The organism is Planococcus massiliensis (genome assembly GCF_000821325.1).
Classification (GTDB): domain Bacteria; phylum Bacillota; class Bacilli; order Bacillales_A; family Planococcaceae; genus Planococcus; species Planococcus ruber.
Genome location: NZ_CCXS01000001.1, coordinates 1,435,017 through 1,451,460, shown reverse-complemented (window position 1 = coordinate 1,451,460; position 16,444 = coordinate 1,435,017). Strand labels below are relative to the sequence as shown.

Here is a 16,444-nt window from a genome sequence, read left to right as displayed (position 1 = left end):
CCTTTCCTTTCTCAAGAAAAATAGCCATCAAAAGATGGCTATTCTGCGTCCGTAAATTGAATAACGATATTTTGGGTAATCAAGTCTTGCGTATATTCAATCGGTTCGCCATTTACCGTAAGTTTGACATTCGAGCTGGCTCCCAGTCTTACACGCACTTGTGCAACGCCTGAAACGTCTATCGCTTCACTGTCGCTCGCCTGCATCGTACGCGCCGGCTGCATCAGCTCCTGCTGATTCGGGCCAGTCGCCGATACCCAAGACGGGCCGCTCGCTTCGATTTTCAACTCCCGCGTTGCGGGACCTTTCCAAGCAAAAGTCGTTGTTTCTCCTTCAGAGCCAACGACAGACAGGCTCGTTTCCGGCTCTGCAGGTTCCTCCGGCTCTTCCGCTGGAGTTTCTTCCGGCTGTTCTTCTGCCGGCGGTGCTTCTTCGTCAGCCTCGTCCGTTTCTTCGTACGGAACGCCTTCTTCATCTGCCGCATCTTCTAACGGATCGTTTGTCGCCAAATTATTATAAAAGAAAATAACAACAGCTAAGATGACGACAATAAACAAAGCGACAATCACTTTCGGCATAATTTCGCCCATCCCGCTCGAAGAACTCTTAGCTAAGGTTTGGCGCCGGGAAGGAGTCGGCGGCGTCAGTGTCGGCCGAACTTCTTCTTTCACAGAAACCGGGACCTCCGATTTATGCTGTTCGAGCAATTCATCCGAGTTCAATCCCACAGCTTCTGCGTATTGTTTAATGAAGGCACGGACATAAAACGGTCCGGGCATCATGCTGTGGTTGCCTTCTTCAATTCCCGCTAAATAGCGTTTTTGTATCTTTGTTACATCCTGTAAATCTTCCAAACTGTACCCTTTAGCGATTCTCGCCTCTTTCAACCGAGTACCTAATTCACTCAATACGATCACCTGCCCACTTAAAAGTTAAATCCGCCGAACATATCCGCTTGATTCTGGTCGCCCATGAAGTGGTTTTTCTCCAACACTTCATATGTAATCTTTTCTTCTGGATGATGGCGCAATTCGATTATATAATCGAAATCTTCGATGCTGTACTCAGATTGCTGGACAAACATATCGGGATGTTCCACAACTTTAATCGTTGGCATACGCATCATTTCTCGAACCAGCTGCAAATGGCGTTCATCTCCGGAACGGCGTGTAACGATGCCATCCAGTATGAAGATGTTGTTCGCGTTATGCTCATCTCCCATCAACTGATTTCTCACCGTTTGCTTGATCATCGTCGAAGATAGGAAAATCCATTTTTTATTAGCGCTTACACTTGCTGCGACAATCGATTCCGTTTTTCCAACCCGCGGCATTCCGCGAAGGCCGACTAATTTATGGCCTTCCTGTTTAAAAATTTCAGCCATGAAATCGACCAATAATCCGAGTTCATCACGGACAAAACGAAAAGTCTTGCGATCATCCGCATCTCTTTGAATATAACGGCCATGGCGAACAGCTAAAATGTCACGGAGTTTCGGTTCACGGAATTTCTTCACCGCGATTGTCTCAATCGTAGAAACAATCTGTTCGAAGCGTTCCAGCTGAACATCATGCTCTGCACGCAGCAGCATTCCTCGCCTGCCTTGGTCTACGCCATTGATGGTGACGATGTTTACTCTGAGCATACCAAGAAGAGAAGCTATATCCCCTAATAAACCCGGACGATTCACTTGAATTTCGTATTCAAAATACCATTCTCTCATTCATCATCCGACCTTTCATTGCCAATATTTGACCAAAAAGTTCCTAACTCTTATGATAGCTGATTTAGTGCCCTAAGAAAAGGGGCAATAAGAAAGGAGTTGGCCCAAAACCTTTGGGAACAACTCCTCGATTATGAAGCGAACGGAGCAACTAGATGGATAATTAAGTAAAAACCGCACAATGTGCAACTCACATATGCCATCCGCCATTAATCCGGAGAACTTGGCCTGTCATGTAATCCGCTTTGCCGTTCACCAAAAAGTCAACAGCATCTGCCACATGGCGAGGCGCCCCTAATCCGAGCGGAATTTCTTCCTCGATCACAGCAAGTTCTTCTGCGGTAAAATTCCCATTCATTTTTGTCTGAATGAAACCTGGAGAAATTGCATTTACCCGAGTGCCGGAAGCTGCCATTTCTTTGGCGTACGCTTTGACAAAAGCCAATTGCGCCCCTTTTACAGAAGAATAGACAGTTTCAAGAGCAGCACCTGTCTCTCCCCATATAGACGAGATGAAGACGACATAGGTTGCCGGATGGCGATGAAAATAACGTGAGATTCTGCGGATGGCCGAAATCGGATTTTTGACGTGGACATTCCACAAAGCGTCCATTTCGGCATCTTCCGTATCAATCAGCATTTTTTGCAACGCATGGCCGCTTGCCACCACAATGCATGCGGCATCATAGACTTGGGCTGCCAGCCGCTCGGCTCCGTCCGAACGGGTGAAGTCGGCTTGGACAGCAATAAACTCCTGTCCCGGAAACTTTTCGCTTAAATTTTCCGCAAGCCGATTGACGGGAGTGGAGTTCCAGTGAAGATAAAGCGACCAGCCATCAGCTGCAAGCTGTAGAGCGATGGCTTCGCCAATTTCTCCGGAAGCTCCCATTACGACGGCAAACCGTTTCACTGGCGGTCCTTCTTCGGTGGCATAATCGTAAAGTTTGAACGCTGGCTGGCTGAACTCACTGTTGCAAATGCAGCTTGCAGATCCGGCACTTCTATTTCTTCGAGCATCGGCACGACGTCGAATAAATTCATCTCATTAAATGCATACCGCGTAAATTGGTTGGCGATAAATTCAGGGGAATTTAGCGCTCTCAGGAAAAATCCGATTTTCTTGCGGCGGATCCGGTCAAGATCTGCTTGTCCGAACGCCCATTTCTCTATGGCTTGGTCCAGTGTATGGTTGATTTCTTTGATTAATTGCTCAGGTTCATTGGTATCAGAGCCGATCAGCGCATAGCCAAAACCATTTTCCAATGAGTAATCGAAAGAATAGGACTCGTCAATTAAATTGCTTTCGTACGCATGGTGATAGAAATCTGAAGTCCGCCCGAACAGCAATTCGAAAGCCAGTTCAGCTGCCAACTCGTGCTTCAGCATCGATTTCCCTGAGTAATGGAGCACTTCCGGCTTGATGCCGACAAAGATTTTCGGCTTTTGCACACTCATTTCAAGAGTCCGTTCCTTAATCGCCACTTCCATCGGCTCATCCGGATAGATGCGTTTGATTTCTTTTGGCTCTTCAAACGTCTTTTGATCCTGGTTTGCTTTGACGAACTCCATCATCTGCTCCGGATCCACAGCACCGACCACGAACAGCACCATGTTGGATGGATGATAGAACGTGTTATAGCATGTGTACAAATGTTCAGCCGTAATATCCTGGATGGAATCGACTGTTCCAGCGATATCAATTTTCACCGGGTGGTTCTTATACAAGTTTTCGATCATGCCGAAATACAAACGCCAGTCCGCTTGATCGTCATACATCGTGATTTCCTGTGCGATAATGCCTTTTTCTTTCTCCACGGTTTTCTCGGTGAAGTAGGGGCTTTGGACAAAATCCAGCAGCGTTTCCACATTTTCATTGATTTGCCCGGTCGCTGAAAACAGATACGCAGTGCGGGTAAAGGAAGTGAAGGCATTGGCAGAAGCGCCTTGTTTGCTGAATTGCTGGAAGACATCGCCGTCTTCTTTTTCAAACATTTTATGCTCCAGGAAATGGGCAATGCCGTCTGGCACTTTAATCGCTTCTTCTTCCCCGTAAGGCACAAAATGATTATCGATTGAACCGTATTTTGTTGTGAACGTAGCAAAGGTTTTGGAAAAACCTTTTTTCGGCAAGATATACACTTCAAGCCCGTTCGCTAGTTTTTCGTGGTACAGTGTTTCATCTAATTGTTCGAATTGAACTTTATTCAACTGAATCGTCCTCCTTGCCTGCTAGGAAATAGGTCATTTCCAACGATAATTGTTGAGCCGCTTCAGCAATGTCTTCTTTTGTGACCGCATTCCATTTGCTGATCAAATAATCCGGTTCAAATGCTTCATCCAGTTCCATGTATTGATCATAAATGTCGATTTGGCCTCTAGCCGAATCCAGCGCTTCTTTTAATTGATTGATCAAAAGCGCTTTCGTTTGGCCCAGTTCCACGTCTGAAATATTGGCTTTTCTCACTTCTTCCAATTGTTCAAGGATGAGCTTCACAGCTTTTCCTTCCAGTTTCGAATCAATTCCGGCGAGGATGAACATCAAGCCGAATTGCGAAGCGTACGAACTTGAAACGTAGTAAGCCATGCTTTCTTTTTCACGGATATTGACGAACAGTTTCGAATGGGCGTAGCCTCCGAGAACCCCGTTCATCAACTGCATTACCGGGAACTTTTCGTCGCGGAAAGTGATCGGTGTAAAGAACGCCATATGCAGTTTCCCTTGTTTCATATCTTCGTATTCGATCACGCGAGACTCTTCCGGAGATTTCAGTTCCGTTGACGGCCCTTCCACTGCCTGGTCACGGCCTTCGAAATGAAAGTACTCTTTAATATAGGAAGCAATCATGTCCGGCTTGATGTCACCGACCACATAAATTTCAATTTCATTATTGTTCAATAAGGTTTCATATTCTTTCACCAATTGCTCGTTCGTCACTTTCTCCAGTTCTTCGAGCGAACCATTTGCTTGAATGGAAGCGGGATGCCCCGGCAGAGCAAGTTCCATCATGCGCTGCTGCGCGTAGCGGGTCTTTTCGTCAAAGATCGATTCAATCCGTTCTTTGATGGTCTGCTTTTCGCGCAGGAAAATGGATTTCTTAAAGAGCCCGTTTTCCATATTGGGCTTGAATAGGACGACATACATCAAGTTTAAGACTTTTTCCAATACGCCTTCTTCGGAAAGATATTGGTCATTCACTGTTTCTACATTTAAAGTGACGATGTGTTCATTGCCCCGTTTTGAAGAATCTATGTAGAGGGAAGTGCCATATAAATCATCCAACACCATGCGCAGCGCTGTATGAGATGGATATACCTCATTGCTGTGCTGGAGCACATTTGCCAAAACGGAACGGGCAGATGCTTTTTCAGGTGTTAAACGGTCTTTGAATTTAAAAGAAAAATTTATCGTCTTGAATTGAGTCGTTTCATTTACGTGGACATTCACGCCTTGTGCGATCTTAATAGATTGAAACATCAGTAAATCCCCTCTCAGCTTTCTTATTCTAACTATACCGAACCACTGGAATGAAATGCAAATAATGAAGAATGCCCATGCGGCCAAAAAAAAGAACCGCCGCTTGGGCGATTCTTTTTTTGGATTAGCGCTGCCCTTTGATGTAAGGGATTCCGTTCGCTTTTGGCGCATTTGCACGGCCAATAAAACCGGCCAGAGCTAAAATGGTCAAAACGTATGGAAGAATCAGCAAGAAGACATTCGGGATATCTTGGATGATTGGAATAGATGAGCTGGCGATACTTAACGCTTGAGCTAAACCGAAGAACAAAGCGGCTCCCATCGCACCAAGCGGATGCCATTTACCGAAGATCATCGCCGCGAGCGCCATGAACCCTTGTCCATTGATCGTCGCGTGTCCGAAATCACCGGAAATCGTCTGCGCATAGATGGCTCCGCCGATCCCAGCTAAAGCTCCGGAAATCATGACAGCAATATAGCGCATTCTGTTTACGTTGATTCCCATTGTATCTGCTGCCATTGGATGTTCCCCGACTGAGCGGAGGCGCAAGCCGAACGGCGTTTTATAAATGATAAACCAAGCAATGATGGCAATGAGGATTGCCAAGAAAGACGTGTTATAAATTTTCGTGAAGAACATCGGCCCGATAAACGGAATATCCGATAGGACCGGGAAATCATAGCGCGTAAAACGCTCGGTGATGAAATCCGTCTGCCCTTTCCCGAAAATTTTCTTCACCAGGTAAAGAGACAAAGCAATTGCCAGCAAGTTGATGGCAACCCCTGATACTGTTTGGTCCGCCCGGAACGAAATCGATGCAACCGCGTGAACCAATGAAAGCAACAGCGCTGCAACCATCGCAGCGATCAACGCCAGCCAAGGAGTTGCGTCGCCAAAAGTATCGGCAAATAATAAGTTGAACAAAATGCCCACGAATGCGCCAATGACCATCAAACCTTCGAGGCCGATATTAATAACGCCCGATCGCTCGGAAAATACACCGCCGATTGCTACTAAAATAAGCGGAGCTGCATAAAATATCGCTGAAGGAACGATGAAATACAAAACTTCCAAGAAACTCATATTACTTCGCCTCCTTCTTCTTAGCCGCGCGCAGCAGGAATAGACGGATGATGTATCCTGATGCTACAAAGAAAATAATAACGGCAATTACAATTTCCACAATCTCAAGCGGAATGCCCGCAGCATTCGGCATATTGAGGGCGCCGTATTTCAAAGAACCAAAAAGAGTAGCCCCGAAAATAACGCCGAGCGGAGTGTTCATTCCAAGCAAGGCAACCGCGATCCCATCGAATCCGATGCCCGTAAATCCTGCTTTGGAAGACACGTATTCAAATGTTCCAAGAGCTTCCATTGCACCGCCTAGGCCGGCAAATGCTCCTGAAATCACCATTGCTAAAATAATGTTTTTGTTGACATTCATGCCCGCGTATTGAGAAGCGTTGTGGTTGAACCCGACCGCTTTCAATTCAAATCCGAGCGTCGTTTTTTCAAGAATAAACCACATGACACCTACCATGACAAGGGCAATGATAATGCCGTAGTGAAGACGCGAAAACTCCGTTAAATTTTCAAGAAACTCTGAACGCAATGATGCACTGGCAAAAATGGATTCTGTGCGGTCTCCGCCGCCGGATACCGTTTTGATCAACGCGTTCGTTGTATGAAGCGCGATATAGTTCATCATGATCGTGACGATAACTTCATGGACATGGAATTTCGCTTTTAAAAGTCCAGGAACAAATCCCCATAACGCACCTGCTGCTGCTGCCGCTAAAATAGCGAGCGGCAAGTGGATGATCATTGGAAGTTCAACCGCTACTCCGACATACGCGGCAGCGAACCATCCAACGATCAATTGCCCTTCAACCCCGATATTGAACAAACCTGAACGGAAAGCAAACGCTACCGCAAGCCCGGCCAATAAATAAGGAGTGATTTGGCGAATAGTTTCTCCTATTGTATATAAGTCACCGAAAATCCCGTTCCATAAAGCGGCATAGCCGTCAATTGGATTATAGCCGCTGATCAACATGATAATTGCTCCGACTATTAAACCAAGAATTACGGAAATGACTGGGACCAGAATATTTGTTGCTCTAGTCGACATGCTGATCCTCCTTATGTTCAGAACCCCGAACCGCATGCCCTGCCATCAGCAAGCCAAGTTCCTGTTCTGTTGTTTCTTCTGGAAGCACCGTATCGACAATTTCGCCGTCATGGATAACGGCAATGCGATCGGATACGTTCATAACCTCGTCCAATTCGAACGAAATCAAAAGGACTGCTTTTCCATTATCCCGCTGTTCAATCAAACGGCTATGGATAAATTCAATGGCCCCTACATCAAGGCCACGCGTCGGCAATGCTGCAATCAGCAGTTCCGGATTCCGGTCAACTTCACGGCCGATAATCGCTTTTTGCTGATTCCCGCCTGATAAAGCCCGGGCAGGTTCGTGCGGTCCTTGCGTCCGGACATCGTACGCTGCAATAATTGCTTTTGCTTTTTCATCAATCTTGTTGTAATCAATGATGCCGCTTTTTGAAATTGGCTGTTTATAATACGTCTGCAGGGAAATGTTATGGCCAATCGGGAAATCCAATACTAAGCCATGCTTATGGCGATCCTGCGGGATGTGGCCAACCCCTGCTTCTGTAACTTTACGCGGCTTTAACCCTGTGATGTCCTTGCCGTGAAGCGAAATGGTTCCACTTTTCACTTTGCGAAGCCCCGTGATCGCTTCAATCAACTCCGATTGTCCATTCCCGTCTATACCGGCAATTCCGACAATTTCACCTGCACGGACATCCAAATTAAGATTCTTGACCTTTGCTACTCCGCGGTAGTCATCGACGACTAAATTTTTGACGCTTAGAATATTGTCTGTAGGAGACGCTGGACTTTTCACTGTTTTAAATTCCACTTGGCGTCCAACCATTAAGGAAGCCAGCTCTTGCGGATTGGTCTCAGACGTGATTACGGTGCCGATGCCTTGCCCTTTTCTAATAACGGTAACGCGATCGGAAACATCCATGATTTCTTTAAGTTTATGCGTAATCAAGATGATGGATTTGCCTTCCGCAATCAACCGCTTCATAATCTGGATCAATTCCGTGATTTCCTGAGGCGTCAAAGAAGCAGTCGGCTCATCGAAAATTAAAATTTCTGCACCGCGGTACAAAGTTTTTAAAATTTCGACACGCTGCTGCATGCCAACCGAAATATCTTCGATGATAGCGTATGGATCGACGTTCAACCCGTACTGTTCAGAAAGAGCTTGAACTTTTTTGGCTGCGTCTTTTTTGTTGGTCACTCCGTATTTAGTCGGTTCACTTCCCAGAATGATGTTTTCAGTTACTGAGAAATTTTCGACTAGCATAAAGTGCTGGTGCACCATGCCGATTCCTAAATCATTTGCTACGTTCGGGTCTGAAATGTCCACTTTTTCTCCGCGCACTCGAATCTCGCCGCCTTCAGGCTGGTAAAGGCCGAACAGCACGTTCATTAAAGTTGATTTCCCTGCCCCATTCTCTCCCAATAACGCATGGATTTCGCCTTTTTTAAGTTGCAGCGTTATATTGTCATTGGCAACGAATGTCCCAAATTCTTTGCGAATATTGAGCATCTCGATTACATATTCCATTGTTTTCACTCCTTCGAAAACTGGTAACTTAATATTTGTTTAAAATTAATACATGAAAGGCTTTTGCTGAGAAAAGCCTTTCATCTAATAATTCATAAAAATAGGCGAAAAAAAATCATAAAGGCCGGTAAGACCGGCCTTTATGATGACCGTATTGAGGAATGCTTAGTTTTCTAGAGTTTCAGGAACGACGATTTCGCCGCTAGCAATTTTCTCTTTGTACTCGTCAATTTTAGCCATAACGTCTTCTGTGATTGCTCCGCGTGAATCCGCAAGGCCAACACCGTCTTCAGCTAAACCGTAAGTCAATGTTTCGCCGCCAGGGAAGTTGCCTTCCATCGCTTGGTTTGAAATGTCGATTACTGCTTGGTCTACACCTTTAAGAACTGAAGTAAGTGTTACGTTAGCATCGCCGACTTGACCTTCGTCGTATTGGTCAGCATCTACACCGATAACCCAGATGTTTGTATCCGGATCTGCTTCTTTGCGTTCTTTCGCTTCAGTGAATACCCCGTTGCCTGTTCCGCCAGCTGCGTGGAATACGATATCCGCTCCAGCAGAGTACATGCGGTTAGCTGTTGTTTTACCCAATTCCGCTTTATCAAAAGCACCTGTATATTGTACATCGACTTCAACTGCAGGATCTGCAGCTTCAACGCCTGCTAGGAAACCAGCTTCAAAGCGCTCGATTACTGGAATTTCCATTCCGCCAACAAAACCAACTTTGCCAGTTTCAGTCATAAGAGCTGCTGCTACACCCGCAAGGAATGCACCTTCTTGCTCTTTGAACAATACGCTGGCTACGTTTGGAGCGTCAACGACAGCATCGATAATGGCAATTTGAGCGTCCGGCTGCTGTTCAGCGATTTCTTTAACAGCGCCTTCCATCAAGAACCCAATTCCATAAACGACGTCGAAGTCACGACGGATCAAGTTGTTTAAGTTCGTATTATAGTCTGCATCAGAAGCCGACTGGAGATAGTCAAATCCGCCGTCTCCTTTTTCAAGGCCATTTTCTTCCCCAAACGCTTGCAAACCTTCCCAAGCTGATTGGTTGAATGATTTATCATCCACACCGCCGACATCTGTAACCATTGCTACTGAGAAGTCGCTTGTTTCTTCTGAACTTCCGCCGTCGCCAGATCCAGTGTCACCGTTTGAAGTATCTTCGTCGCTGCCGCACGCAGCAAGCATTGTTCCCGCTGCAAGCATTAAAGATAGACCTAGACCAAATTTACGTTTCGTCAATGTAATAACCCCCTGAGGTATGTTTGATATTAGCAGGAATTTGCCGTTTTACACACGTTTTCGAACTACATGAAAACTAAACTTATCAGCTCTGAAGTAATTCTTTGAGTAAAGCACCACACGATCGTCCTCATCGTAGTGGAGCTGTTTTAACACCAATAATGCTGTTTCCGGATCGCATTCAAGAATCGGCGACGCATCTTCGTGGTATCCGATTGGATCTATGAATGTGACCGCATAGGCAATGCGGGTTTCTCCGGACTCTTCTATCGCTGAGAAGATCGAGCTTTCTTTGCGTCCGAGAAAATCAGCCGGCAGATAAGCCGCTGGCACTTTGTCGATGCAATAGACGACAGGTTCACCATTTGCTGTTCGGACGCGTTCAATAGTAATTATGGATTCATCAGCATCGCAATGAAAGCGTTTTATATCTTCTTCGGACGAAAGGCTCTCACCGGTGCTTAGATAAATCACGCCGGGTTCCATGCCTGCCTGGCGAATCATGTCGGAGACGCTTGTCAATTGTTCGATGCCTGTCGAAAATACAGGTTTTGGATTGACAAAAGTCCCGACGCCATGCCGCCTTACGATAATATTATCTTCTTCCAATAACCGCAGTGCTTCTCTTAAAGTCGCACGGCTGACTCCAAGTGATTTCGCAAGTTCGAACTCGGATGGCAGCTTCTCTTTCTCTTTGTACAATCCGGCCGCAATGTCTTGCTTCATTCGATCAATCACTTGAAGGTACAACGCTCGATGATCCGATTTAATTGTCATAAGACTCACCACCAATGACAGAGATCAGACATCTGATGTAAAACATTCCTACTAATCAAAATTACTATAACACTTATTCCAGACGAAATAAATAGTCTTTTGTCGAATTTCGCGAATTTTCATTGCAAATATTTCATTCGATGTAATCAGATTGTCACAAAAATTCTGATATTTCCTTAATATTCCTCCTGCTTTGGAACTAAAACAGTTCGCGGTTTGCTGCCTTCATAAGGGCCTACTACTCCCCGCTGTTCCATCTGGTCAATGATTCTTGCGGCTCTTGAATAGCCGACCCGGAAGCGGCGCTGCAGCATGGAAACAGAAGCAGTCTGCATTTCTGATACGAGCTGCACAGCTTCGTCATAGATTTCGTCGGTCTCGTCGTCAATCGCTGCTTCTTCGACCTCAGACGGAATCATGTCTTCCTGGTATTGGGCTTTCTGCTGTTCAATAGCAAAGTCCACGACTTTTTCAACTTCTGAATCCGACAAGAACGCGCCTTGAACCCGAACCGGTTTTGATTGGCCTGCTCCTAGGAACAGCATATCACCCCGGCCCAGCAATTTTTCCGCTCCGCCCATGTCCAAAATCGTACGGGAGTCAATCGCAGAAGAAACTGCAAAAGCGATCCGCGAAGGGATATTGGCTTTAATGACACCGGTAATGACGTTAACGCTCGGGCGCTGCGTGGCGATGATCAAATGGATGCCTGCTGCACGGGCCATCTGCGCTAAACGGGTAATGGCGTCTTCCACTTCATTTGAAGCGACCATCATCAAGTCCGCTAATTCGTCAACAATGACAACGATAAACGGAAGCTTTGGATGCTTTTCTTCGTTCTCTTCATTGAAAATCCGGACATAATCGTTATAGCCTTCGATATTCCGTGTGCCGGTATGCGAGAACAGTTCATAGCGGCGCTCCATTTCTGAAACGATTTTTTTCAATGCCTGGGCCGCCTTGCGCGGGTCCGTTACGACCGGCGCCAATAAATGGGGAATGCCATTGTAGACGTTCAATTCCACCATTTTGGGGTCAATCATCATCATTTTCACTTCATGCGGCTTTGCCCGCATAATGATGCTGGTGATGATGCCGTTGATGCAAACGGACTTACCGCTCCCTGTAGAACCAGCTACTAATAAATGCGGCATTTTGTTCAATTGCGTCATGACGGCTTGGCCTGTAACGTCGCGGCCTAGGCCGAAGAGCAATTTTGCATCCGGCTTATTGTTTTCTTCTGATTCGAGCACTTCCCGCAGGCTGACAATCGCCACTTCTGAATTCGGCACTTCGATGCCGATGGCTGATTTTCCGGGAATCGGCGCTTCAATCCGGATATCCCGCGCTGCAAGGGCAAGCGCCAAATCGTCGTGCAAGCTGACAATCTTGCTGACTTTCACGCCTGTATCCGGAAGCACTTCGTATTTTGTCACAGCCGGCCCTAAATGGACTTGCGTCACTTTTGCGCGCACACCGAAGCTTTGGAAGGTTTTTTCAAGCTTCTTCGCATTTTTTTGAATCCCTGCATATTCGCCGCTTTGGTCGCTGTGCGGCGGCAAAGTCAACAAATCGATCGGCGGCAGCTGATATTCTTCATTTTCCATTTCTTCATGAGTGGACATGAGTTTGACTTCCCCGTCATCCGAATCTTCCAGTTCCGGTTCAATCGGCGCCGCTTCCGCTTTTTTCGGCTTTACGTTTTCAGTGAACGCCGAAATGATCGGTTCTTCATGCACATCCGGGTAAATCGTTTCCTCTTCGTCGTATTCCAGTGCATCATCGACTTCCATGATGTGTTCCGGCTCTTCCTGTTTTTCTGCTTTTTCCGCTTTTTTCCGCGGAGCTGCTAGCCGTTTTGTTTTCGGCTGTTTCAAGCGAACCAATATGCCATCAATTGCCGGGCGCATGCTTGGGATTTTCTCTGCAATATAAGGGGCAGCTGTTTTCCCGGTTAAAATAATTGCTCCGATCGAAAGAAGAAGAATGGCAATAATCCAGGTTCCGGCCGTATCGAATAGAACATGGAACATGGCATACAAAAATCCGCCGAACAAACCGGCACCGCTGGCATCATAGCTTTGCCAAATCGAACCCGTCAACCGGGTGGATTTGACTGTCTCGGCTATCACATTGCCCGATGTAAGCGGCAAAATGGATCCAGCCGCATAGACCAAATGGCAAATCAACGCAACGCCTGTTAAGATGAACAGCCCGCTCACTGCGGCCTTCAGCCTTGGCCTTGGCCATCTTCGGCGCACCATGACATGGATAGCCGTAAAGAGCAAAGCCAGTGGAATTAAGAAGGCTAAATTCCCCATTAAAAGCTCTGCTGTGTTTAACAGCATTTTCCCGATGATGCCTAATTGGAACGCCATAAGCACTGCCATGACGATTAACAGCAAGCCGATGACTTCATAGCCGATCGGAGGAAACTGCTGTTTTTTCTTGGATGCCGGTTTTTTCTTTTTCCTATTTTTTGCTGGAGTCCGCGGCATGTTAATCCCTCATTTCCTTCATTTTTACGAAAAGCGCAATCGCTAGATTCGGCTTTGGAGCCCGGAAGCGTTCATCTTGAATGTTTCTTGCGCTGATCGTTTTCCTAAACATTGAAAAAGGATTTCCACCGCGTGAGGCGGTATGGAAATCCTTTCACTTTTACTCTCTTAATATTCCATAATAATCGGAATGATCATTGGGCGGCGCTTTGTCTGTTGGAATAAATAAGAATTCAATGTGTCGCGAATTTCCTGTTTAATATTATTCCATTCAAAAGCATCTTTAATGACGTATTTCTCGACTACTTTCCGTACCAACTGGGTGGATTCTTCCATTAACTGCTCCGATTCGCGCACGTAGACGAATCCTCTTGAAATCATCTCCGGCCCTGAAGCAATTTTCTTTTCTTTGCGGTTCAATGTCACAACAACGATGAAAATCCCGTCTTGCGATAACAATTTGCGGTCGCGAAGGACGATGTTGCCGACGTCTCCGATTCCAATGCCGTCAATTAGTACATTGCCGGCCGTGACGCGCCCGCTCATCCGGACTTTGCCGTCTTTGTATTCGACGATATCGCCTTTATCAGCAATGAAAATATCCGATTTGTGCATACCGACTTGCTGTGCCAATTTAGAATGTGCAATTAACATTTTGTATTCGCCTTGGATGGGGATGAAATATTTTGGTTTCATCATGTTAAGCATCATTTTTAAATCTTCTTGGCTGCCATGTCCGGATACGTGGACTTTTTTGCTGGACGTTAACACATTTGCTCCGGCTTTCGCCAATTTGTTCATCGTTTGGAACATTGGCACTTCCATGCCAGGAGACGGGGTAAACGTAATCAAAACGGTATCCGTTTCTTTGATTTTCACATCTTTATGCTGTTTGCGGACCATTTTATCCAATGCCTCAAGCGGCTCGCCCTGGTTGCCGGTGACGATGATGACCACTTCTTCATCATTGTAGTTTTCCAGGTCTTTCAAGGAGATGACCGTATCTTCGTGCACGGTTAAGTAGCCTAAGCGCAATCCCACTTCATAGCTGCTTTCCAAGCTTTTCCCAGCAACTGCCACTTTTTTGCCTGTCGCATGCGCTGTATCGAAAACTTGCTGGATCCGTATGAAGTTCGACGAATACAAGGAAACGAGAATACGCCCTTTAGCGGCGATAAACGCAGACAGCAGATGGTCTGCAATGACTGTTTCCGAAGTTGTGTAGCCTGGACGCTCCGCTTCAGTTGAATCGGAAAGCAGCATCAAGACGCCGTCTTCTCCAAGTTTCGCCATTTTTGCGATATCCGGCTTGTAGCTGCCTTTGGCCGACTGGTCAAATTTGAACTCGCCAGTATGGACGATAGCACCTTCAGAAGTATGGAAGACAATTCCTAAAGCATCCGGAATGCTATGCGTCGTATGGAAAAACGTTACATGCGTCTTGTCGAAATTCATGCGACTCTTATTGGTTACTTCAAAGAACTTCACTTGCTTTAATGAACCTTGCTCTTTTACATGCTCTTTTGCTAAAGCGATCGTCAATTTCGATCCATAGACAGGCGCCTGCACTTTTTTCAGCAAATAAGCGATTGACCCGATCGCATCTTCATGTCCGTGCGTCAGGAAAATCCCTTTTACTCGGTCTTTGTTTTCTTCTAAAAACGTAATGTCCGGGATGACGATATCGATGCCCAGCATTTCATCTTCCGGGAACATCAATCCGCTGTCTACGACAAAGAGGTCTTCATCAATTTCGATGACATACATCGCTTTTCCGATTTCACTGACTCCGCCGAGCGGAATTACTCTGATGACTTCATTCTTTACTTTACTCAAATTATTTCCTCCTAAAATTCACCCGTACACATCCATAGACTTTATTATACGGGAATTAAAGGTAACAGTCCAAACAAAAAATAAACCGGACGGCTGTCCGGCTTAGTTTTTCTCAATTAGAAGCAACTCTTAGATGATTTCCTGTTCAATCATCGATTCGGCGATTTGCACCGAATTCAAGGCTGCGCCTTTGATTAAATTATCAGCGACTATCCATAAATGGAAGCCGTTCGGGTTATCCAGGTCCTGGCGGATTCTCCCTACGAACACTTCGTCTTTGCCGGCTGCCATTAACGGCATTGGGTAAACTTGGTTAGAAGGATCGTCCATCAGCACAACGCCCGGTGCATCGGCTAACGCTTTTTTCACATCGTCCACTGTCGGCGCACCCGCCAGTTCCACATAGACCGATTCAGAATGGCCTGTCACAACCGGCAAACGGACGCATGTGGCCGCTACAGCCAAGTGCTCGTCATGCATAATTTTTTTCGTTTCATTGATCATTTTCATTTCTTCAAACGTATAGCCGTTGTCTGTAAACTGATCGATTTGCGGAATCGCATTGAACGCAATCGGAAAATGCCGTTCCGCTGATTTTACCGGCAGCACGTTCGCTTCAGCGTTCGGAGCATTTTCAAAGTCTGCCGCCTGTGCTTTCAGCTCATTGATGGCCGCTAGCCCCGCACCTGAAACGGCCTGATACGTGGACACGACCACTTTCTTCAGCCCATACTGCTCTTTTAATGGCTGCAGTGCGCAAACCATTTGGATCGTTGAACAGTTTGGATTCGCAATAATCCCGTTATGTAAAGTTAAATCTTTCTTGTTTACTTCCGGCACGACAAGCGGCACTTCTTTATCCATTCGGAAAGCACTTGTATTGTCGATAACAACGGCTCCACGCTTCACGGCTTCGGGTGCAAATTTTTCGGAAATGCTTCCGCCCGCACTGAATAGGGCAATATCAATGCCTTCAAACGATTCAGGAACCGCTTCCTGGATAAGATGTGTTTTGCCATTAAATTCGATTTCCTGGCCTGCTGAACGACTTGATGCTAAAAATACAATCTCTTTTACCGGGAAATTCCTTTTTTCCAGCTGGTCTTTCATCTGCTGTCCGACGGCTCCTGAAGCTCCCATGATCGCTACATTATATGTTTTCACAAAATTCGCTCCTTCTCTGTATGTTGGCGTTATTGTACCATAATTCATCCTGATAAA

General features: G+C 46.1%; 13 protein-coding genes. All 13 read right to left on the bottom strand.

The genetic code is table 11. The features are described from left to right. Positions 1-38: 38 nt before the first annotated feature. A complete protein-coding gene (locus BN1080_RS06955) occupies positions 39-917 on the bottom strand; it encodes a helix-turn-helix domain-containing protein (RefSeq protein ID WP_234398942.1) in 879 nt (292 codons plus the stop codon). Positions 918-925: 8 nt separating this feature from the next. After that, entirely contained in the window at positions 926-1,723 is a 798-nt protein-coding gene (locus BN1080_RS06950; protein ID WP_052651310.1) for a YmfK family protein, read from the bottom strand. 190 nt (positions 1,724-1,913) lie between these two features. After that, positions 1,914-2,633: an elongation factor P 5-aminopentanone reductase gene (gene ymfI / locus BN1080_RS06945; protein WP_052651309.1), complete on the bottom strand. Its 720-nt coding sequence runs from the start codon at positions 2,631-2,633 to the stop codon at positions 1,914-1,916. Then, a complete protein-coding gene (yfmH, locus tag BN1080_RS06940; protein ID WP_052651308.1) occupies positions 2,630-3,931 on the bottom strand; it encodes an EF-P 5-aminopentanol modification-associated protein YfmH in 1,302 nt (433 codons plus the stop codon). Before yfmH ends, ymfI begins: the two co-directional genes overlap by 4 nt. Continuing rightward, positions 3,924-5,198 carry an EF-P 5-aminopentanol modification-associated protein YfmF gene (gene yfmF, locus BN1080_RS06935; protein WP_052651307.1) on the bottom strand — a complete coding sequence of 425 codons (1,275 nt, stop codon included), beginning with the start codon at positions 5,196-5,198 and terminating at the stop codon, positions 3,924-3,926. Before yfmF ends, yfmH begins: the two co-directional genes overlap by 8 nt. Positions 5,199-5,322: 124 nt before the next feature. Then, positions 5,323-6,282: an ABC transporter permease gene (locus BN1080_RS06930; RefSeq protein ID WP_052651306.1), complete on the bottom strand. Its 960-nt coding sequence runs from the start codon at positions 6,280-6,282 to the stop codon at positions 5,323-5,325. Position 6,283: 1 nt separating this feature from the next. Then, positions 6,284-7,330 carry an ABC transporter permease gene (locus BN1080_RS06925; RefSeq protein WP_052651305.1) on the bottom strand — a complete coding sequence of 349 codons (1,047 nt, stop codon included), beginning with the start codon at positions 7,328-7,330 and terminating at the stop codon, positions 6,284-6,286. Beyond that, a complete protein-coding gene (locus tag BN1080_RS06920) occupies positions 7,320-8,864 on the bottom strand; it encodes an ABC transporter ATP-binding protein (protein ID WP_052651304.1) in 1,545 nt (514 codons plus the stop codon). Before BN1080_RS06920 ends, BN1080_RS06925 begins: the two co-directional genes overlap by 11 nt. Before the next feature lie 165 nt (positions 8,865-9,029). Next, complete coding sequence (locus tag BN1080_RS06915) at positions 9,030-10,112, bottom strand: BMP family lipoprotein (protein WP_052651303.1); 1,083 nt, start codon at positions 10,110-10,112, stop codon at positions 9,030-9,032. Between the two features lie 48 nt (positions 10,113-10,160). After that, a complete protein-coding gene (locus BN1080_RS06910) occupies positions 10,161-10,889 on the bottom strand; it encodes a GntR family transcriptional regulator (protein ID WP_052651302.1) in 729 nt (242 codons plus the stop codon). Between the two features lie 176 nt (positions 10,890-11,065). After that, on the bottom strand, positions 11,066-13,387 hold the full coding sequence (locus BN1080_RS06905) for a DNA translocase FtsK (protein ID WP_052651301.1): 2,322 nt from the start codon (positions 13,385-13,387) through the stop codon (positions 11,066-11,068). Positions 13,388-13,555: 168 nt separating this feature from the next. Continuing rightward, positions 13,556-15,223 (bottom strand): ribonuclease J, encoded by a 1,668-nt coding sequence (locus tag BN1080_RS06900; protein ID WP_052651299.1) that lies wholly within the window; start codon positions 15,221-15,223, stop codon positions 13,556-13,558. A gap of 129 nt (positions 15,224-15,352) precedes the next feature. Further along, positions 15,353-16,363, bottom strand: a complete 1,011-nt coding sequence (locus tag BN1080_RS06895; RefSeq protein ID WP_052654455.1) for an aspartate-semialdehyde dehydrogenase — start codon at positions 16,361-16,363, stop codon at positions 15,353-15,355. Positions 16,364-16,444 lie beyond the last annotated feature (81 nt).